Source organism: Streptomyces sp. NPDC057950 (assembly GCF_042887295.1).
Lineage (GTDB): Bacteria > Actinomycetota > Actinomycetes > Streptomycetales > Streptomycetaceae > Streptomyces > Streptomyces kaempferi.
The window spans coordinates 890,150-908,249 of record NZ_JBHVPP010000001.1; the positions used below are offsets into that span (position 1 = coordinate 890,150).

An 18,100-nucleotide genomic window follows, 5' to 3' on the forward strand; every position below is an offset into this window, starting at 1 on the left:
CACGAAGGCACGGCAGGGGGCGGCGGGGCCGTCGAGCCGACCACCCTGGGCATGGACCGGGGCGGAATACCAGTAGGCTCGCCCCAGTCCATGGTCGGCGTCGGTCACTCAAGGGGGGCGAGCGTGGCGGAGGGCCTGCCGCGGACCGGTGAACGTACCGCGGTACCGCGCCAGGTGAGTTCCGACCCCCGCTGGGGCCTGGACGCCACCGCGGCGCTGCTGCTAGTCGAGGACGATGCCGGTGACGCGCTGCTGGTGCGCGAGGTACTGGCCGACAGCGGTCTGCCGATGGATGTCACCTGGTGCAAGTCCCTGGCCGAGGCGCGGGCGTTCCTGCGGGCTTCGAAGAACGCGGTGTGCGTGCTGCTGGACCTGCATCTGCCCGACACCCACGGACTGAGCGCCGTGCGGCTGGTGCGCGACGCCTCGCCGGACGCGGCCGTGGTGGTACTCACCGGACTCGCCGAGAACGAGGCCGGTCTCGCCGCGGTGGCGGAGGGCGCCCAGGACTTCCTCTCCAAGGACGGCCTGAACGCGGAGGAGCTGAGCCGGGCGGTCCGGTACGCCCTCCAGCGCAAGCAGGTGGAGCGGTCGAGCGCCGAACTCCAGGCGAGCAGGCTGCTGGCCCAGGAGAACGCCCGGCTGGAGCGCGGGCTGCTGCCCACGCCCCTGCTGCGCGGCGACCGGTGCCAGGTCGCCTCCCGCTACAGCCCGGGACGCGACCACGCGCTCCTGGGCGGCGACTTCTTCGACGTCGTCGAGAGCGAGGACGGCACGGTGCACGCGGTGATCGGGGACGTCTCCGGACACGGCGCCGCCGAGGCGGCCCTCGGCGTGTGTCTGCGGGTGGCCTGGCGGGCCGCGGTCCTCTCCGGCTGCGTCGGCCCGGCGCAGGTCCGTCTCCTGGAGGAGATCCTCGAGGCCGAGCGCGCCGAGGACTACATCTTCGCCACCCTCACCATCCTGCGACTGTCCAAGGACCACAGCCGGCTGACCGTGATCCGCGCCGGTCACCCGGGGCTGCTCGTCCGCACCTCCCAGGGCATCGAACTGTTCGAACCGCCGGTGGGACCCGCGCTGGGACTGGTCCCGGGCGGGGCGCACTGGCCCGAGACCGAGCTGCCCGCGCACGACATCGGCGCGGTGACGCTGTTCACCGACGGTCTCTTCGAGGGCGTCGTGGGCCCGGACCGGCGGCTGGGCGAGGAAGGACTGCTCGCCGTGGCGAGGAAACACATGGACCTGCACGGCCGTCCGTTCGTCGACGCGGTGGTCGAGGACGTGGCGGCACAGAGCACGTTCCACGGAGGGCTCGCCGACGACGTGGCGGTCCTCCACCTGGCGATGGACGGCAGGTCGTGACCCCTACCCCAGGGACCGCGGAGCCCGCCGACGACGCGGTGGCGCGCAGGCCCAGCAGAGTCGCCCGGCTGACCGTGCAGGGCTGGATCCACCTGGTCCTGGCCGTCAACGTGCTGCTGGTGATCGTCTTCGCGGTGTCCGGCGGAGTCCTCCAGTCCCGGGCCGACAACCGCACCGACCTGCTCACCGACCTCATCCAGCCGGCCCGTTCCGCCGCCTTCCAACTGGAGACCTCGCTGGTCGACCAGGAGACGGGCGTACGGGGCTACGTACTGAGCAAGGACACCAGCTTCCTGGAGCCCTACGAGTCAGGGGTGCGGGACGAGGCGGCACTGCGCGTACGTCTGAGCACGCTGCTCGCCGGCCAGCCCCGGGTCGCGGCCGACCTGACCGAGGTGCGGCGGTCCGGCGACGCCTGGCGCCGGGACTACGCGAGGCCCCTGATCGAATCGGTCCGTACGGGCGGCCGGGGCACGCCGGGCCTGGAGGCGAGCAAGGCCCAGTTCGACGAGACCCGGAAGCTGCTGTCCACCATGGAGACGCACCTCGGGCAGTTGCGCGACCGCACCCGGGCGTCGGCGGAGGACAGCCGGGAGTCCCGCAACCTCTTCTTCGCCGGCACGCTCGCCGCCTTCCTCGCGGCCGGACTGGCACTGGCCCTGTTGCTGCACCGCATCGTCGGGCGGCCGCTGCGGACCCTGGAAGCGGCCTCGGTCGACGTCAGTGGCGGAGCGTTCGAGCGTACGATCCGGCTCGACGGGCCACGGGACCTGGAGGCGGTGGCACGGGCCGTCGAGGAGATGCGGCGCCGCATCGTCGAGGAGCTCTCCGCCTCCATGGCGCGCGAGACGCTCCTGGAGGAGCGGACCGCGGAACTCGACGTCCAGGCGCTGGAGCTGAAGCGCTCCAACGCGGAACTGGAGCAGTTCGCCTACGTCGCCTCCCACGACCTGCAGGAACCCCTGCGCAAGGTCGCGTCCTTCTGCCAGCTGCTGGAGAAACGCTACGGCGACCAACTGGACGACCGGGCCAAGCAGTACATCGACTTCGCCGTCGACGGGGCCAAGCGCATGCAGACCCTCATCAACGACCTGCTGACCTTCTCCCGGGTCGGCCGCGTGGGCGAGAAGCTGGTGCCGGTCGCGCTCGACGACGTACTGGACAGGGCGCTGGGCAATCTCAGCGTGGCCCTGGACGAGACCGACGCCCGCGTGGTGCGCGAGGGGCCGCTGCCCACCGTGACGGGCGACGCGACCACCCTGACGATGCTCTGGCAGAACCTGATCGGCAACGCCGTGAAGTTCCGCGACCCCGGGCGGGCACCCGAGATCGTCGTCCACTGCGAGGCGGCTGAGGGGGAGTGGCGGCTGGGGGTGCGTGACAACGGGATAGGCATCGACTCCGAGTTCAGGGAGAAGGTCTTCGTCATCTTCCAGCGGCTGCACGGCCGTGACGAGTACGACGGTACCGGGATCGGGCTTGCCGTCTGCCGGAAGATCGTCGAGCATCACGGTGGCACCATCACCCTGGACGGCGCCGCGGGCGAGGGCACGGACGTGTCGTTCATCCTGCCCATGGCGCGCCCCGAACCCGATCCCCGGGTCGACGAAACAGCGCGCCCACCCGAAGGAGCACGTACGTGAGCACCCGCGTCGAACCCATCCAGGTCCTGCTCGTCGAGGACGATCCCGGCGACGAGCTCATGACCCGTGAGGCGTTCGAGGACAACAAGATCCGCAACGCCCTGCACGTCGTACGGGACGGCGAGGAGGCCCTCGACTTCCTGTACCGCGTCAACCAGTACGTGGACGCGCCGCGGCCCGACCTGATCCTGCTCGACCTCAACCTGCCCAAGTACGACGGGCGTCAGGTGCTGGAGCGCATCAAGTCGGACAGCGAACTGGCGCACATCCCGGTCGTCGTCCTCACCACCTCCTCCGCCGAGGAGGACATCCTGCGCAGCTACAAGCTGCACGCCAACGCCTATGTCACCAAGCCCGTCGACCTCGACCAGTTCATCGCGGCCGTCCGGCAGATCGACGACTTCTTCGTGTCCGTGGTGAAGCTGCCGAAGAGCTCCTGACCACCTCCGCACGCGCCCGTCCATGAACGGGCGAAGTCGGGGAACAGGGACAGGGGCGGCACCGACCTTGCCGACCAGCAGATCAGTTGTCGAGACGCGAGGGTGGGCTTCCCATGAGAAGGCGCAGGACAGGGCGACGAACGGGCGCCGGTACGGCCCGGCTGCCGAACCTCGAGTCCGTGCTGCGGGCCGGCCCCTCCGGGTGGCGGCGGACCGTGGCGGGCGGTCTTCTGTGGGGCGGCGCTGCCGCGGCCCTCGGCGCGTCCGGGGACCGGACCGCGCGGCGGGCGGCCCTGCGGGGCATCGGCACCGTCGCGATCGCCTCGGCCGTGACCCGCGCCGTCGCCCGGCCCGCGGTGCGCAGGGCGCAGCCGCTGGACGCGGCCGGCCGGATCGCCTCCGCGGCCGCCTTCGCGGCGGGTGTGCTCCTCGAAGCACCCCGGTACGGCCTCTTCGTGGTGCCCGGCGCCGCCGCGCTGACCGCGGCCCGGATGCGCTCCGAGGTCCGTCACCCGGGCGACGTGGCCGTGGGCGTCGCGATAGGAGCGGGCGCCGCCGCGCTGACCGCCCGCTGGTGGCCGGTCAAACCGGAGGCCGCCGCGGCCGCGGCGCCGCCGCGCCGCCCAGCGCCCGCACTGCCCGGCGGCGCCGGCCTGCACATCGTGGTCAACTCGTCCTCGGGCCTGTCGTGGAGCGCCGACGGCCCCGACGCGAGCGAGTACCTGCGCGTGGCGCTGCCCAAGGCCGACATCACCGTGGCCCAGCAGGGACAGGGCCTCACGGAACTCCTGGAGGAGGCCGCCCGTCGCGCGAAGGAGCAGGGCGGCGCGCTCGGCGCCTGCGGCGGCGACGGGACGATCAACGCCGCGACCGAGGTCGCCGCCCGGCTCGGCGTGCCGCTCGCGGTGTTCCCCGGCGGCACCTTCAACCACTTCGCCGTGGACCTGGGCAACCAGTCCCTGGAGGACGTCGTGGGAGCCGTGCAGGCCGGCGAGGCGGTCGTCGCGGACCTCGGGCGGGCCCGCGTGCCGGGCGGACCCGAGCAGGTGTTCCTCAACACCTTCAGCCTCGGTGTCTACTCGGAGCTGGTCGGCGCCCGCGAGAAGCTGGAGGAACGGATCGGGAAGTGGCCGGCGCTCGTGGTCGGCCTGGCCGGTGTCCTCGCCAAGGGCAGCCCCGTGAACGTCTCCGTCAACGGCCGCCCCAAGCGTCTGTGGCTGCTCTTCGCGGGCAACGGCATCTACCACCCCGCCGGGTTCGCGCCCACCTACCGGACCCAGCTGGACGACGGCCTGCTGGACGTCCGCGCCGTCGACGCGGGGACCCCGCTGGCCAGGACACGACTGCTGCTGGCGGTGCTGACCGGCACCCTGCACAACAGCCGGGTCCTCACCACCGCACAGGTACGCAGCCTGCGTCTCGAAGCACTGCACGGCGACCCGCAGTTCTCGTACGACGGTGAGGTCACCCGGGTCGCGTCCGGGCGGCTGGTGCTGGACAAGCTGACCCGGGCCGTGACGCTGTACCGGCCCGCGGAGAAGGACCAGTGGCTGCGCTGAGGCGCGCCCAGGGTATGAGGACCGCCGGGTGAGGGACCGGGACGGGTGGGAGCCGACGCCCTCGGGACGGAGGGCGTCAACTCCTGTCTGCCGTACTCGCGTTGCGGAGTGAGCGCCGGTCAGCCGGCCAGTACGGAGTCGTCGGCCGGCCGGGCACCGGGCAGCCGGTGGCGGGCCGCGACCAGTGCGGTGTCCACATCGCTCGTACCGGTCGAGACACAGAGCGTGTACGCCAGGTCGGCCATGCGCCGACGGGCCTGCGCGCTGCCGTTCTCGGCGTGGAGCGCGCGCAGGGTGACGTACTGCTCGACGAGATTGCGCAGAACCACGGGGTGGGCCATCAGCACGGTGTCCTCCGGACGGGTGGGGCCGAAATCGGTGAGTTTCCGCCCTCGGTTACCCCGCCCTCCCGGGTGTAGTCGACCCCGGTCTCCGAGGGGCGGGAACCCGGTGGCGGACGCCTGGCCGGCGGGGCGATGCTCCCGGGGACGGCAGGCACCGCCTCCGTACGGTCCGGGACCGGCCCGGCCGGAACTTCGGCTGGTGGGACGGGTTGTCGACGGCGCCCCGCCGAACGCCGACCTGGCCGCCGAGGGCTTGGCCACCCGGCGCCGCGAGGTCGTTCGCCGAACGGTTCGTCGACCGGGCCCGCGACTTCGACGTACCGGGGCGAACGGCGACGAACCGATCTCGCTCCGCGAGGTGCCGGCGCACATGACCGGGGAGTACGCCCGGCACGACGGCCACGCGGACCCCGCGCGAGCGGATCGACGAAAGGCCGGCCGGTGAGTGTCCCCGGTCAGCGGCCGCCGTCCGACGCCCGCCGCGTCAGCAGGAGTTCGTGCAGATAGCGCTTGGTGACCGACCCGGCGTGGCGCGTCTCGATCAGCTCCTCCACACACTCCAGCAGACCCCGGCGCGCGGGCGCGTCCAGCGCGCGGTGCCCGGAGTAGGTCAGCAGGACGTCGATGTACTCCCGCGTCGAGTAGGTGATCTCCTGTGCGAAGCGGTACGAGGTGACCCGGCCCCACCGCTCCAGCTCATCGGTGTCCGTGGCGACGTCCGCCTCGTGCGACGCCCGCAGTCCGGGCGGGGTGGCCGGGTCCCAGCGCTCGTAGCACGCCTGGACCCGGGCGAAGAAGTCGGTGCTGCCGCCCGCGACATGGTGCGTGGTGACCAGCGCGAGGACTCCGTCCGGGCCGAGCGCCCGCGCCGCCTTGACCACCCGCACCGCCGGGTCGATCCAGTGGAACGCGGTGGCACACACCACGACGTCGAACGGATCCCGCGGCAGCGGCCACCGCTCGAACTCCGCCACCTCCACCCGCGCCCGGGGGAAGTCGCGCAGGTTGCGCCGGGCCACCGCCGCCAGCGAGGGCCCGAGCTCCACGGCCGTCACATCGCAACCCAGGCGCGCCAGCGGAACGGTGAGCTGCCCCGTTCCCGGCCCGATCTCCAGGACGCGGACACCCGGCCCGAGGCCCACCCGCCCGGCCAGTTCGTCCACCAGTGCCGTGGGATAGCGGGGGCGGGCCCGGTCGTACAGCTCCGCCGCCTCGTCGAACGTGTCCCGCAGCACCGTCGCCCACCTCCACCGGTCCGGCGTCCAGCCTAAGGGGCGTCCCCGTCATCCCCGGCGGGCGCACGACGACGACCACGGCACGCCCCCGAGTTCTTCGAGCATGGGGACCCCGTACGCCGCGTCCGCGGACCGGGCGCACCGGACGCCGCGCGCTGATCCGCCCCGGACCGCGGGACCGCCCTCGACCACAGGGTCCGATTCCCCCGAGAGCGGAATGCCGTTCCCTTCCGCCGCGGCCCGCTGCTCCTAGGCTGAAAGGGTGAGCAACCACGCGCCGAACCACGCGCCGAACGACGCCCGTGTCATCCCGCTGCGCCCGGCCGCCGCGCCGGATCCGGCCACCGGTCGGCCGCCGGGGACCGCGGTCCCCGGGGGGTACACGCCGCGACGGACCCCTCCGGACCTCGCGCCCCGGCGGACGCCACCCGCCGCCGGGCGCGGGGAGCCGCTCTGGCGCGACCTCGTGGGCGACGTCCTGCGCCGGGAGCGGCTGGCCCAGGAGCGCACGCTCAAGGACGTGGCCGACGCGGCCCGGATCTCGATGCCGTACCTCTCCGAGCTGGAGCGCGGCCGCAAGGAGGCTTCGTCGGAAGTCCTCGCGGCCGCGGCGCGCGCCCTCGGCCTCGGTCTCACCGACCTGCTCGCGCTGGCGCAGGACGAGCTGACCCGTCTCGCCCAGGTGCGCCCGGCCCGCCACCGCGCCCCGTCCTCCCCGCGTCACGACGGCATGTGCCTGGCCGCCTGACGCGCGACGGGCGCTCGCGGCGGGCCGGTTCAGACCGTCGCGAGCCGTCGGCTCAGCACCTCGTCGGCCATTCCGTACGCCACCGCTTCCCGCGCCGTGAAGACCTTGTCGCGGTCCATGTCCGCGCGCAGCACCGAGACGTCGTGGTGCGTGTGCCGGGAGAGGACCTCCTCGACCTGGGAGCGGATCCGGAGCATCTCCTTGGCCTGGAGCGCGAGATCGGAGACGGTGCCCTGGCGGCCACCGCTGGCCGGCTGGCCGAGCAGCACCCGCGCGTGCTCCAGCACGAACCGCCGCCCCGGATCGCCTCCGGCCAGCAGCACCGCCGCCGTCGACGCCGCCTGCCCGACGCAGAAGGTCGAGATGGGCGCCTGGACGAACGTCATCGTGTCGTAGATCGCCATGAGCGAAGTGAACGAACCACCCGGCGAGTTGATGTAGAGGGCGATCTCGCTCCCCGGGCTCGACGACTCCAGATGGAGGAGCTGGGCGATGACGACATTGGCGACCCCGTCGTCGATCTCGGTGCCGAGGAAGATGATCCGCTCCGAGAGCAGCCGGCTGAAGACGTCGTAGGACCGCTCGCCCTGCGGGGTGCGCTCGACGACGTTCGGAATCGTGTACGTACCCATGTCAGAGCCCCATCCGCCGTCGCGACGCGGCCGGGCGGACGTCGTCGAGCGACTCCACGACCCGGTCCACCATGCCGTAATCCCGGGCCTGTTCGGCCGTGAACCAGCGGTCGCGGTCACCGTCCCGGGAGATCGTCTCCTCGCTCTGGCCGGTGTGTTCCGCGGTGATCCGCTCGATCGCGCTCTTCGTGAACTCCAGGTTCTGTGCCTGGATCTCGATGTCGGCGGTGCTGCCCCCGATGCCCGCCGAGGGCTGGTGCATCATGATCCGCGCGTTGGGGAGCGCGTAACGCTTGCCGTGCGTGCCCACACTGAGCAGGAACTGCCCCATGCTCGCGGCGAACCCCATGGCGAGCGTCGACACGTCGTTCGGGATCAGCCGCATGGTGTCGTAGATCGCGAGGCCCGCGGTCACCGAACCGCCCGGACTGTTGATGTACAGGCTGATGTCGGTGCGCGGGTCCTCCGCGGACAGCACGAGCAGCTGGGCGCAGACCCGGTTCGCGGAGACCTCGTCGACCTGGGTGCCGAGGAGGACGATGCGCTGGGCGAGAAGTTGCGCGGCCAGATGGTCGTCGAAGCGTGTCGGCGGGGTCTCGCCCTCCTCGGCGCGCGGCCCGTGCGACGGTCCCCAGCCGTTGACGAATACGGTCATCGGTCCTCCTCGTGGTGGCGCGGCGGGCAGTGCCGCGATCTCCACCATCGGACCGAAGTCCCGCCCGGGTCAGCTTTCTCGGCCCCTGGCAGATTCGCTGTGGGCAGAGGCGCGCAGCGACCTGAAGAAGGCCCGTACGTCGTCGGTCAGGAGCCCCGGCTGCTCGGCCGCGGCGAAATGGCCGCCCCGGTCGAACTCCGTCCACCGCACGATGTTGTCCGTGCGGTCCGCGATGTGTCGCAGTGGTACCAAGGGTTCGTGCGGGAAGACCGCCAGCGCGGTCGGCGCGGTCGAGACGCCGGGCAGGGCGCCCTGGTGGTCCGCGTGCGCCCGCTCGTAGTAGATGCGGGCCGAGGACCCGGCCGTGCCGGTGAGCCAGTACAGCATCACGTTCGTCAGCATCAGATCCCGGTCGACGGCTTCCTCCGGACGGTCCTCGGCATCCGTCCACTGCCTGAACTTCTCGATGATCCAAGCGAGTTGGCCGACCGGGGAGTCCGTGAGCGCGTAGCCGAGGGTCTGCGGCCGCGTCGACTGGAGCTCGGCGTACCCGGCTTCGTCCCGCCGCCACTCCTGGGTCCTGCGCCACGAGGTCAGGGCGCGCTCGCGCTCCTCGGGGCTCAGCGCGGCCAGTTCACCGTCGCTCGGTTCGGTCTGCGCGGACGAACCGGGCAGCAGATTCAGGTGGACGCCGATGAGCCGCTCGGGGAAGGCCCGGCCCAGCTCACGGGAGATGGCGCCGCCCCAGTCCCCGCCCTGGGCACCGAAGCGCGGGTAGCCGAGCCGCGTCATCAGCTCGGCGAACGCGGCGGCCACGCGCCGGAACTCCCAGCCGGTGTCCCGGGTCGGCCCGGAGAGTCCGAAACCGGGAATGCTCGGCACGACCAGATGGAACGCGTCGGCCGGATCGCCGCCGTGCGCGCGCGGATCGGTCAACGGGCCGACGACGTCGGTGAACTCGACGATCGAACCCGGCCAGCCGTGCGTCATGACCAGCGGGATCGCCGAGGGTTCCGGTGAGCGGATGTGCGCGAAGTGGACCCGCGCACCGTCGATCTCCGTCGTGAACTGCGGCCACGCGTTCAGCCGGTCCTGCGCCGCCCGCCAGTCGTAGGTGTGCCGCCAGTACCGTACGAGCTCCCGCAGGTACTCCCGGGGTACGCCGTACGCCCAGCCGACCCCCGGCAGTTCGTCGGGCCAGCGGATGTGGTCGAGGCGTCGGTGCAGGTCGTCGAGGTCGCTCTGCGGGAAGTCGACGGTGAACGGTTCGATGCGGGAGGCGTCCGAAGAGGTCATGTCCGCGCATGCTAACGCCGGGCCGCCCGCCCACGCCGCTGGATTTCGCCCGGCGTGCCGCGACCGCCACCGGGACCGGGACCGGGGCCGCGACCGGGGCCGAGATCGCGGCGGCGACCGCGACGCCACCGTACGGGCGACGCGGTCGGTGCGTGCCCGACGGGTTCTCGGCACGCCGGCCGGTCGGTGCGTGCCACCGATGAGTTTCGCGGCGACGATCGGTCTGCACAGGTGACCGATGTTCCCCGTCCGAGGAGGTACGCATGTCCGCCGAGGGTTTCACCACCTGTCTGTGGTTCGACGGCCAGGCCGAGGAGGCCGCCCACTACTACGTGTCGATCTTCAAGAACTCCCGGCTCGGCAGGATCGGCCGCTGCACGGAGGCCGGCCCGGGACCGGCCGGGACCGTGCTGGCGGCCGAGTTCGTGGCCAACGGGCAGCGGTTCGTCGCGCTGAACGGGGGCCCGCAGTTCACGTTCGACGAGGCGATCTCGTTCCAGATCCACTGCGACGACCAGGAAGAGGTCGACCACTACTGGAAGAGGTTCGCCGACGACGGCGGCGAGACCGGCCCCTGTGGCTGGATCAAGGACAAGTACGGCTTGTCCTGGCAGGTCGTCCCGTCCCGGCTCATCGACCTGATCAGCGACCCGGACCCGGAGAAGGCCGCCCGGACGACCCGGGCGATGCTACAGATGTCCAAGCTGGACATCGTCGCCCTGGAGAAGGCGTACGCGGGGGAGTAGCGCCTCGCGCGCCGACGACCGTGCCGGGCACCCCCGTTGAGCACGAAGGGCGCGCGCGGCCTCGTCGACCACCTGGTCGGCACCGGACTCGCCGGGCGGTCGTGAGACGGTTGCGCGACCACCCGGAACAGTGACGGGTACCGAACGGAAGAGGTCTCGCATGTCCCGCTGCCCCGAGCTGAAGTACCGGACGGTCACGACGTTCCAGCGGCGGATCGGCAATCCGCTGCTGCGGCGGCTGCCCGTCCAGACCCTGCTGGAGACCACGGGGCGTGTCTCGGGACTGCCGCGCCGGACACCGGTCGGCGGCCGCCTGACGGGGCGGGAGTTCTGGTTCGTCAGCGAGTACGGCGAGCGGTCGCAGTACGTGCGGAACATCAAGGCGGACCCACGGGTGCGGATCCGGGTCAGGGGCCGGTGGTACGCCGGCATCGCCCACCTGATGCCGCAGGACGACGCCCGTGCGCGCCTCAGGAGTCTGCCCCGGTTCAACAGTGCGGCGGTGCGCGCGATGGGCGCGGGGCTGATGACGGTACGGGTCGACGTCACCGGCTGAGGCCGGGTGGACACGTCCGAGGAGGGCACCGATAGGCGGCCGGCCCGCACGTCCGATGGCGGAAATGAGGCCGGCCCGCATGCTCAGTGGCGCGGCGGCAGGTCGTTCACCAGTACGGCCGCCCCGTCGAAACGTCCCGCCTTGAGGTCCCGCAGGGCCCGCTGCGCCTCGGACAGCGGGTAGGTGTGCGTCGTGGCACGGACCCGGTGCCGGACCGCGAGCTCGAGAAAGCCGCGCCCGTCCTCGCGCGTGTTGGAGGTGACGCTGCGCAGTTCCTTCTCGTAGAACAGCTCGCTCTCGTAGCGCAGTGGCGGGGTGTCGCTCAGATGGATCCCGGCGACCGCCAGGATCCCGCCCCGGTCGAGCGCGCGCAGGGCGACCGGGACCAGGCCGCCGACCGGCGCGAACAGGATCGCGCCGTCCAGCGGCTCGGGCGGCTCGTCGTAAGCGCCCCGGGCGGAGGCGGCCCCGAGGGCGAGCGCGAGCCGCCGGGCGGCGGGGTCACGGGTCAGTACGTGCACGGTGGCGCCCTGCGCGAGGGCCACCTGAGCGCACAGGTGGGCGCTCCCGCCGAAGCCGTAGAGGCCGAGCCGCCCGCCCGGCGGCAGCGCCGTCCGCAGCAGAGCGCGGTGGCCGATGATGCCCGCGCACAGCAGCGGTGCCGACGCGACGTCGTCCAGGCCGTCGGGCAGCCGGTACGCGAAGGCCGCCGGCACGGTCGTGTACTCCGCGTAGCCGCCGTCGGCGTCCCAGCCGGTGTACTCCGAGGCCGGGCAGAGATTCTCGGCCCCTCGCGCGCAGTACGCGCAGACGCCGTCCGTACGGCGCAGCCAGGCGACGCCCACCCGGTCGCCGGCCGTGAAGCCGCGTACGTCCTCGCCCGTCGTCGCGACCACGCCCACGACCTCGTGGCCCGGTGTCACGTGCGGCCGGCGCACCGGCAGGTCGCCCTCGCTGACGTGCAGGTCTGTGCGGCACACCCCGCAGGCCCGGACGTGCACGAGGAGCTCGTCGGACCGGGGCACCGGCACCGGCCGTTCCACGAAGCGCAGCGGTTCCCGCTCGATCGGCCCGGGGCGGGCCACCTCCCACGCGTGCATCATCCCGTGCTCCGTCCCCTCGACGACCACCCGAGCGCCCTCTCCAGTGTGGTCCACCCGGCGTCGGCCGGCGCGCGGCGGGTCCGGAGCCTGGCTAGCGTGGCAGGGCGACAGAGTGTGCGAAACGCGACCCCGGAACCCGCCGCGCGAGGGAGAGTGGAACACCATGGCCGTAGAGCCGGAGGGAACGCCCTGCTGGGCGGACGCGATGTTCAGTGATGTCGAGGCGGCGAAGAGTTTCTACGGTGATGTGCTCGGCTGGACGTTCGGCGAGTCGTCCTCGGAGTACGGCAACTACACGCAGGCCTACGCGAACGGCAAGGCGGTGGCCGCCGTCGTCCCTCCGATGCCCGGCCAGGAGGGGCAGTCCGCCTGGTGCCTCTACCTCGCCTCACCGGACGCGGACGCCACCGCCGCGAAGATCCGCTCGCACGGCGGCGAGGTCCTGATGGACCCGATGAAGGTCGGCGACTTCGGTTCGATGCTGATCGCCCGTGACCCGGCCGGCGCGGTCTTCGGGGTGTGGCAGGCCGGCCGTCACGAGGGCTTCGAGGCGCGTGCCGTACCCGGCGCCTACTGCTGGGCAGAGGTCTTCACCCGCGAGCCGGAGAGGACGGACGCCTTCTTCCCGGCCGTCTTCGGCTACCACGCGAAGCAACTGGAGGACTCCGCGATCGACTTCAGAGTCTACGACCTCGGTCAGGACCCGGTCCTGGGCCGGATGCGGATGACGGACGACTTCCCGCCCGAGGTTCCGTCGTACGTCAACGTCTACTTCACGGTCGACGACTGCGACGCCGCGGTCGCGAAGGCGACCGAGCGCGGCGCGATCCTCCGCTTCGGCCCGATGACCAGCCCGTTCGGCCGGTTCGCCGCGCTGAGCGACCCACAGGGCGCGGCGTTCTCCGTGATCGACGTCAAGACGACCGGGGGCACGATGCCGACGGCGACCGAGGTGACCTGAGGCCGGACGGGCGCGCGAACCGGGGACGAGCCGCACAGGGGGGCGCCTCGTACGTCATCCTCGTACGTCACCCTTCGTACGTGACGGGCGGAACCGGAAATCCGCCTGCGATGTCTGGGCAGGCATGGCAAGCCTTGTATTCCTGTTCCTGACCTTCGCGCCGATGCTGGCGCCCTGCGTGTTCGTGGCCGCCGCCGTGGCGCTCGCCCGACGGGCCCACCAGCGGCTGCCGGGCAGCGGGTGGCACCTGCCGAGCGCCTCGACGTGCGCGCTGGTCGCGGTGATGGCCGGCGCGGCGGTGTGCGGCGCGTACGCGTGGGGCGTGATGTCGGGCTTCTACATCCTGGACCCGGACCAGATGTGCGCGGCGAAGGGTGTACCGGGCGATCACGTCGTGACGCGGGAAGCGCTGCCGGTCAGCGCGCGCTGCGTGACATCGGACGGCGTGGGCACCGAGCTGGTGCCGGGCTGGGTGAACCCCGTGATCTTCCTGGGGCTCACGCTGATACTGCTCGCCCTCGTGGCAGGAACCCTCGGGGGAGTGCGTCGGCGCCTCACTCCCGCGGTGAAGTGATCCCTCGCGCCCGTCGGCCCTCCCGGCGTACGGGATCGGCGCGCTCAGTCGCCGAACGGAGCGCCCGCCGCGACCTCGGCGAACGCCGCGATCAGGGCTGAGCGACGGCCGGACCTCCAGGCCAGCAGCACCTCGTCGGGCTCGGCGTCCGGTACGGGTACGTAGGTGATGTCCGGCCGTGAGTACTGCTCGGCGACCGAGCGCGGGACCAGCGTGATGCCGGTCCCCGCGGCGACGGACTCGAACTTCTCCTCGATGGTGCGGATCGGTACGTCCCCCGGCCGAGGGTCGGAGTAGCGCAGCCAGGTCTCGTCGTCGAGGTCGGCGAGGGCGAGTTCCTGCTTGCCGGCGAGCCGGTGGCCCTCCGGCAGCATCGCCACCCTGGGTTCGGCGTACAGCGGCAGCAGCGTCAGGCCCTCGTCCCGGATCGGCCGGCGGACGTAGGCCAGATCGACCGAACCGTCCAGGAGCAGCTGTTCCTGGTCGTCCCATTCCACTCGGCGTGCCTTGACCTCCACCTCCGGGTGCCGGGCACCGAACGCACGCAGCGCCCGGGTGACGACGATCCCGGCGCGGAAACCGACGACCAGACGGCGCGGGCCGCGGGATGCCTGCCGGGCGAGCTGCCGGGCGGCATCGGCGGATGCGAGCAACAGGCGTGCGTCGTCGAGGAGTTGCGTTCCCGCGAGGGTCAACGACACCGCGTGGCTGTCCCGGACGAACAACTCGGCGCCCAAGTCCTTCTCCAGCGCCCGGATCTGACGGCTGAGCACGGGCTGGGAGATGTGCAGCCGCTCAGCGGCCCGTCCGAAGTGCAGCAGCTCCGCGACCGTCACGAAGTAGCGGACCTTGCGCAGGTCCAGGTCCATGGCCGTCCCTTCCGTCGTTCCCTTCGTCGTACGAGCCCGCCGACGGCGATGCCTCCAGGGTATCGCCGACACCGAAAGAGGTCTTGGACGGCCGCGGGGAGGTGGGCGCACGCTGGATCACATCGGATCAACGTGAAGGGAAACGTCATGGACCTGCGAGGACAGCGCGTCGTCGTCATCGGCGGTACGGCCGGCATCGGGTTCGCGGTCGCCGCGGCGAGCGCGCGGGAAGGCGCCGCGGTGGTCGTCGCCTCGCGGCGGCAGGAGGGCGTGGACGCGGCACTGGAGCGGCTGCCGGACGGCGCCGCGGGGCACACCCTCGACGCCACCGACGAGGAAGCGCTGCGCGCCTTCTTCGAGCGGGTCGGGGAGTTCGACCACCTCGTCTACACGGCCGGCGAGTCCCTGCTGATGGGGAGCCTCGCGGAGGCGGACCTCGGGCGGGCCCGGCGCTTTCTGGACACGCGTCTGTGGGGCGCGTACGCGGCGGTGAAGTACGGCGCCGCCTCCGTCCGGCCCGGCGGTTCGGTGGTGCTGACCACGGGCACCGCGGGTCGGCGCCCCCTGCCTGGCACGAGCGTGGCGGCGAGTCTGTGCGGTGCGATGGAGTCGTTGACGCGGGCTCTCGCCCTGGAGCTGGCGCCGGTCCGGGTGAACGCGGTCTCGCCCGGAGTGGTCCGTACCGAGCTCTGGCGGGACCTGGCCGAAGAGGAACGGGACGGCCTGTTCCGGTCCTCCGCCGAGTCCCTTCCGGTGGGCCGGGTGGGTACCGCGGAGGATGTCTCGGAGGCGTACCTGTACCTGATGCGAGGCGGTTACAGCACGGGGTCCGTCGTGGTCGTGGACGGGGGCGGCGTCCTGGTCTGAACCGTGCGCGGCCCGGCCGGGGATGGTCGGGCCGCGGGTGCGCGCCGCGGGTGTGGCTGCGGCTTCGTCCGGGGTGGCGACGGGTGGGGAGGCGCTCGGGCGTCAGCAGTATCCGGTGCGGAGGAAGCCCCGCTGGGACGGGCGGCCCAGGTCCAACGGGATGTCGGTACGACTGGGAAGACGGTCGAACGACATGTTCGGGACGATGAACTCCCGCCCCGTGTATCTCTCCCGTACGGACTGCGCGGCGGCGGGCTTGCAGATGAAGGGGTTGGCGTAGGTGTTGTAGCCGAGCCCGACGCCGGTGTTGAGGAATCCCGCGTCCTGGCACTGGTACAGCACGCCTCGCAGGGCTCCGGCGGTTCTGGGGCCGTGGTAGCGGGAGGCGAACTTGCGGAAGCAGGACTTCGACCCGCCGCCGTCGTAGGGGGACGGTCCGGCGGCGGCAAGAGCGCCGAGGAAGTCGCGGTGGCAGCCGATGGCGGCCGTCGGCGCCTTCCCCTCGAGCAGGGCGGTCCTGCTGCAGCCCGTCACCTTCTGGAAGGCGCTGACGACGTCCTGGCGCGGGCCGAGCCGGGAGTACGCGTGGACGAGTCCGATCTGGGCCGCGAGCGGGTACGCCCCGGTGCCACCGGACTTCTCGTCGAGCAGCCGGAACCATGTCTCGAACGCCGGCACCTGGGCCCGGACGCCGGCCGGGAGGGTGAAGACCTCCAGATCCGTCGGGGTGTCCCAGGTGTCCAGGCCCGGGTAGCCGACGTAGGACAGGATGCCGATGCCGACCTTCGCGGAGCCGGCGCCGTACCGGTGGCGCAGTTCCAGGTAGTGCTCCAGGTTGGTGCTGGAGGCGGTCCACGCGTACCAGAAGCCCGGGGGATAGAGCGAGGTGCCGCCTCGGGTGTGCGTCGTGCCGAACAGGGACGGTGAGACGCAGCGGACCTGCCGAGCACTCCACGCGGCTCTGTACTGACTTGGTGTGGAGAGGCACCCGGCCTGTGCGCGCGGCATCGTGCGCCGCGGCTGGGACGACGCGCTCCAGCCGCTTCCCAGGACAAGGGCGCAGACGGCGAGGGTGACGAGCAGCGGCCTGCCGAGGCCGGCTCGCGGACGTGCGAGACGCATGGGCGCTCCCTGGAGCTCGATGGGGCGGTTCGTGCGAGCCGGCCGGGCACGGATCGGTTCGCCAGTGATCAGTCTGTCCAGGCACGTGGTGCCGGGCGATCCGATTGCTCCGCATGGCGGGGTTGGCAGGGTGCGCGGGGATCCGGACGGCGCCGCCTGAGCGGACCGCGGGCGTGGATCGACGGCGCTCCGCGGCGGGCCGTTCCCGAAGACCGTGACGCCGCTCCCCGAAGGACCCGCACGTGACGCTTCGCGGACCTCGACGCCAACCTCCGTGCAGATCAAGGCACTTGGGCGTCAACGTTGTCAGATCGGACTGGTCTACACCCTTGACTGGTACAGACCAAAGCGGTTGAGTGTGGCCCCACACCCCCCACTGTGGCCGCCCCGGATGCCGTGGCCGACTCCCTCGGCGCGTGCGAACAAGGCTCCGACCTTGCCTCCGGTGCGGCCTGGCACCGCAAAGGAACTGATCCTGTGTCGAAGCGCCGCCTCTCCGCCCTCCTGGCCGCGATCGTGGTCGGAACAGCCGCACCGGTACTGCTGCCGGCAGCAGGTGCTTCCGCCGCGTCCTGTTCGAGCTATCCGAACTGGGTGGCCGGCAAGTCGTACGTCACCGGAAACATCGTCCGCTACACCGACGGCAAGGCCTACATCGCCGAGCACGACAACCCGGGCTACGACCCCGTCATCAGCACCTGGTACTGGGAGCCCTACGCCTGTGACGGCGGCCCCACGAACCCCTCCGGCTTCGTCGTGAGCGAGGCGCAGTTCAACCAGATGTTCCCGAACAGGAACTCCTTCTACAGCTACAACGGCCTCAAGGCCGCCCTGAGCTCCTACCCGGGCTTCGCCAACACCGGCAGCGACACCGTCAAGAAGCAGGAGGCCGCGGCCTTCCTCGCCAACGTCAACCACGAGACCGGCGGACTGGTCTACGTGGTGGAGCAGAACACCGCCAACTACCCGCACTACTGCGACTGGAGCCAGCCCTACGGCTGCCCGGCCGGCCAGTCCGCCTACTACGGCCGGGGACCGATCCAGCTCAGCTGGAACTTCAACTACAAGGCGGCGGGCGACGCGTTGGGCATCGATCTGCTCAACAACCCCAACCTCGTCCAGACCGACTCCTCCGTCGCCTGGAAGACGGGGCTCTGGTACTGGAACACGCAGTCGGGACCCGGCACGATGACGCCGCACAACGCGATGGTCAACAGTGCCGGATTCGGCCAGACCATCCGGAGCATCAACGGTTCCCTGGAGTGCGACGGCAGGAACCCCGCGCAGGTACAGAGCCGCGTGGACGCCTACCAGCGGTTCGTACAGATCCTGGGCACCTCGGCGGGCGCCAACCTCTACTGCTGACCGACACCCCCGGGACCGGCCGG

At 71.9% G+C, this 18,100-nt stretch carries 19 protein-coding genes; 11 read left to right on the forward strand and 8 right to left on the reverse strand.

Annotation, left to right across the window (positions count from 1 at the left end; genetic code table 11):
* Positions 1-90 precede the first annotated feature (90 nt).
* From ACFVTC_RS03940 to ACFVTC_RS03955, 4 genes are all read left to right on the forward strand, one after another.
* Positions 91-1,362, forward strand: coding sequence for a PP2C family protein-serine/threonine phosphatase (locus ACFVTC_RS03940; protein WP_390123598.1), 1,272 nt, complete (start codon positions 91-93; stop codon positions 1,360-1,362).
* Positions 1,359-3,005 (forward strand): CHASE3 domain-containing protein, encoded by a 1,647-nt coding sequence (locus ACFVTC_RS03945; RefSeq protein WP_390123600.1) that lies wholly within the window; start codon positions 1,359-1,361, stop codon positions 3,003-3,005. Before ACFVTC_RS03940 ends, ACFVTC_RS03945 begins: the two co-directional genes overlap by 4 nt.
* Positions 3,002-3,445, forward strand: coding sequence for a response regulator (locus ACFVTC_RS03950; protein ID WP_390123602.1), 444 nt, complete (start codon positions 3,002-3,004; stop codon positions 3,443-3,445). The genes ACFVTC_RS03945 and ACFVTC_RS03950 overlap by 4 nt, the downstream gene beginning before the upstream one ends.
* A gap of 113 nt (positions 3,446-3,558) precedes the next feature.
* Entirely contained in the window at positions 3,559-5,004 is a 1,446-nt protein-coding gene (locus tag ACFVTC_RS03955; RefSeq protein WP_390123604.1) for a diacylglycerol/lipid kinase family protein, read from the forward strand.
* Between the two features lie 119 nt (positions 5,005-5,123).
* Here ACFVTC_RS03955 and ACFVTC_RS03960 read toward each other — a convergent pair whose 3' ends face one another.
* Both ACFVTC_RS03960 and ACFVTC_RS03965 read right to left on the reverse strand, forming a co-directional pair.
* A complete protein-coding gene (locus ACFVTC_RS03960; RefSeq protein ID WP_390123606.1) occupies positions 5,124-5,351 on the reverse strand; it encodes a DUF5133 domain-containing protein in 228 nt (75 codons plus the stop codon).
* Positions 5,352-5,803: 452 nt separating this feature from the next.
* A complete protein-coding gene (locus tag ACFVTC_RS03965; RefSeq protein WP_390123607.1) occupies positions 5,804-6,583 on the reverse strand; it encodes a class I SAM-dependent methyltransferase in 780 nt (259 codons plus the stop codon).
* A gap of 262 nt (positions 6,584-6,845) precedes the next feature.
* Between ACFVTC_RS03965 and ACFVTC_RS03970 the strand changes: the two genes are divergently transcribed.
* Complete coding sequence (locus ACFVTC_RS03970) at positions 6,846-7,331, forward strand: helix-turn-helix domain-containing protein (RefSeq protein ID WP_390123609.1); 486 nt, start codon at positions 6,846-6,848, stop codon at positions 7,329-7,331.
* A gap of 29 nt (positions 7,332-7,360) precedes the next feature.
* On the opposite strand, the gene ACFVTC_RS03975 is transcribed toward ACFVTC_RS03970, so the two are convergent.
* The 3 genes from ACFVTC_RS03975 to ACFVTC_RS03985 all read right to left on the reverse strand — a co-directional run bounded on the left by ACFVTC_RS03975 (position 7,361) and on the right by ACFVTC_RS03985 (position 9,914).
* Positions 7,361-7,963: a ClpP family protease gene (locus tag ACFVTC_RS03975; RefSeq protein ID WP_390123611.1), complete on the reverse strand. Its 603-nt coding sequence runs from the start codon at positions 7,961-7,963 to the stop codon at positions 7,361-7,363.
* 1 nt (position 7,964) lies between these two features.
* Positions 7,965-8,618, reverse strand: coding sequence for an ATP-dependent Clp protease proteolytic subunit (locus ACFVTC_RS03980; RefSeq protein ID WP_390123613.1), 654 nt, complete (start codon positions 8,616-8,618; stop codon positions 7,965-7,967).
* 69 nt (positions 8,619-8,687) lie between these two features.
* Positions 8,688-9,914: an epoxide hydrolase family protein gene (locus tag ACFVTC_RS03985; RefSeq protein ID WP_390123615.1), complete on the reverse strand. Its 1,227-nt coding sequence runs from the start codon at positions 9,912-9,914 to the stop codon at positions 8,688-8,690.
* A 263-nt stretch (positions 9,915-10,177) separates the two neighbouring features.
* On the opposite strand from ACFVTC_RS03985, the gene ACFVTC_RS03990 reads away from it, so the two are divergent.
* Together ACFVTC_RS03990 and ACFVTC_RS03995 are read left to right on the forward strand one after the other, a co-directional pair.
* Positions 10,178-10,660 carry a VOC family protein gene (locus tag ACFVTC_RS03990; RefSeq protein ID WP_390123617.1) on the forward strand — a complete coding sequence of 161 codons (483 nt, stop codon included), beginning with the start codon at positions 10,178-10,180 and terminating at the stop codon, positions 10,658-10,660.
* A gap of 160 nt (positions 10,661-10,820) precedes the next feature.
* Positions 10,821-11,216, forward strand: a complete 396-nt coding sequence (locus ACFVTC_RS03995) for a nitroreductase/quinone reductase family protein (RefSeq protein ID WP_390123618.1) — start codon at positions 10,821-10,823, stop codon at positions 11,214-11,216.
* 83 nt (positions 11,217-11,299) lie between these two features.
* Here ACFVTC_RS03995 and ACFVTC_RS04000 read toward each other — a convergent pair whose 3' ends face one another.
* Complete coding sequence (locus ACFVTC_RS04000) at positions 11,300-12,316, reverse strand: zinc-binding alcohol dehydrogenase family protein (RefSeq protein WP_390123777.1); 1,017 nt, start codon at positions 12,314-12,316, stop codon at positions 11,300-11,302.
* 166 nt (positions 12,317-12,482) lie between these two features.
* Here ACFVTC_RS04000 and ACFVTC_RS04005 point away from each other — a divergent pair, with 166 nt between their 5' ends.
* A complete protein-coding gene (locus tag ACFVTC_RS04005; protein WP_390123620.1) occupies positions 12,483-13,280 on the forward strand; it encodes a VOC family protein in 798 nt (265 codons plus the stop codon).
* A gap of 124 nt (positions 13,281-13,404) precedes the next feature.
* Positions 13,405-13,854, forward strand: a complete 450-nt coding sequence (locus ACFVTC_RS04010; RefSeq protein WP_390123622.1) for a hypothetical protein — start codon at positions 13,405-13,407, stop codon at positions 13,852-13,854.
* Between the two features lie 44 nt (positions 13,855-13,898).
* On the opposite strand, the gene ACFVTC_RS04015 is transcribed toward ACFVTC_RS04010, so the two are convergent.
* Positions 13,899-14,723, reverse strand: a complete 825-nt coding sequence (locus ACFVTC_RS04015) for a LysR family transcriptional regulator (protein WP_390123624.1) — start codon at positions 14,721-14,723, stop codon at positions 13,899-13,901.
* Between the two features lie 147 nt (positions 14,724-14,870).
* On the opposite strand from ACFVTC_RS04015, the gene ACFVTC_RS04020 reads away from it, so the two are divergent.
* The gene (locus ACFVTC_RS04020) at positions 14,871-15,590 is read left to right on the forward strand and encodes an SDR family oxidoreductase (RefSeq protein ID WP_390123626.1); all 720 of its coding nucleotides are present in this window, start codon (positions 14,871-14,873) and stop codon (positions 15,588-15,590) included.
* A 102-nt stretch (positions 15,591-15,692) separates the two neighbouring features.
* Here ACFVTC_RS04020 and ACFVTC_RS04025 read toward each other — a convergent pair whose 3' ends face one another.
* A complete protein-coding gene (locus ACFVTC_RS04025; RefSeq protein ID WP_390123628.1) occupies positions 15,693-16,712 on the reverse strand; it encodes a hypothetical protein in 1,020 nt (339 codons plus the stop codon).
* 477 nt (positions 16,713-17,189) lie between these two features.
* Here ACFVTC_RS04025 and ACFVTC_RS04030 point away from each other — a divergent pair, with 477 nt between their 5' ends.
* On the forward strand, positions 17,190-18,077 hold the full coding sequence (locus ACFVTC_RS04030; RefSeq protein WP_390123630.1) for a glycoside hydrolase family 19 protein: 888 nt from the start codon (positions 17,190-17,192) through the stop codon (positions 18,075-18,077).
* Positions 18,078-18,100 lie beyond the last annotated feature (23 nt).

Bases quoted from the DNA above. Each gene is read 5' to 3' on its own strand.
- ACFVTC_RS04025 (WP_390123628.1), bottom strand. From the start codon at position 16,712: ATGCGTCTCGCACGTCCGCGAGCCGGCCTCGGCAGGCCGCTGCTCGTC.
- ACFVTC_RS03980 (WP_390123613.1), bottom strand. From the start codon at position 8,618: ATGACCGTATTCGTCAACGGCTGGGGACCGTCGCACGGGCCGCGCGCC.
- ACFVTC_RS03985 (WP_390123615.1), bottom strand. From the start codon at position 9,914: ATGACCTCTTCGGACGCCTCCCGCATCGAACCGTTCACCGTCGACTTC.
- ACFVTC_RS04020 (WP_390123626.1), top strand. From the start codon at position 14,871: ATGGACCTGCGAGGACAGCGCGTCGTCGTCATCGGCGGTACGGCCGGC.
- ACFVTC_RS04005 (WP_390123620.1), top strand. From the start codon at position 12,483: ATGGCCGTAGAGCCGGAGGGAACGCCCTGCTGGGCGGACGCGATGTTC.
- ACFVTC_RS03975 (WP_390123611.1), bottom strand. From the start codon at position 7,963: ATGGGTACGTACACGATTCCGAACGTCGTCGAGCGCACCCCGCAGGGC.
- ACFVTC_RS04000 (WP_390123777.1), bottom strand. From the start codon at position 12,316: ATGCACGCGTGGGAGGTGGCCCGCCCCGGGCCGATCGAGCGGGAACCG.
- ACFVTC_RS04010 (WP_390123622.1), top strand. From the start codon at position 13,405: ATGGCAAGCCTTGTATTCCTGTTCCTGACCTTCGCGCCGATGCTGGCG.
- ACFVTC_RS03940 (WP_390123598.1), top strand. From the start codon at position 91: ATGGTCGGCGTCGGTCACTCAAGGGGGGCGAGCGTGGCGGAGGGCCTG.
- ACFVTC_RS04015 (WP_390123624.1), bottom strand. From the start codon at position 14,723: ATGGACCTGGACCTGCGCAAGGTCCGCTACTTCGTGACGGTCGCGGAG.
- ACFVTC_RS03995 (WP_390123618.1), top strand. From the start codon at position 10,821: ATGTCCCGCTGCCCCGAGCTGAAGTACCGGACGGTCACGACGTTCCAG.
- ACFVTC_RS03990 (WP_390123617.1), top strand. From the start codon at position 10,178: ATGTCCGCCGAGGGTTTCACCACCTGTCTGTGGTTCGACGGCCAGGCC.
- ACFVTC_RS03955 (WP_390123604.1), top strand. From the start codon at position 3,559: ATGAGAAGGCGCAGGACAGGGCGACGAACGGGCGCCGGTACGGCCCGG.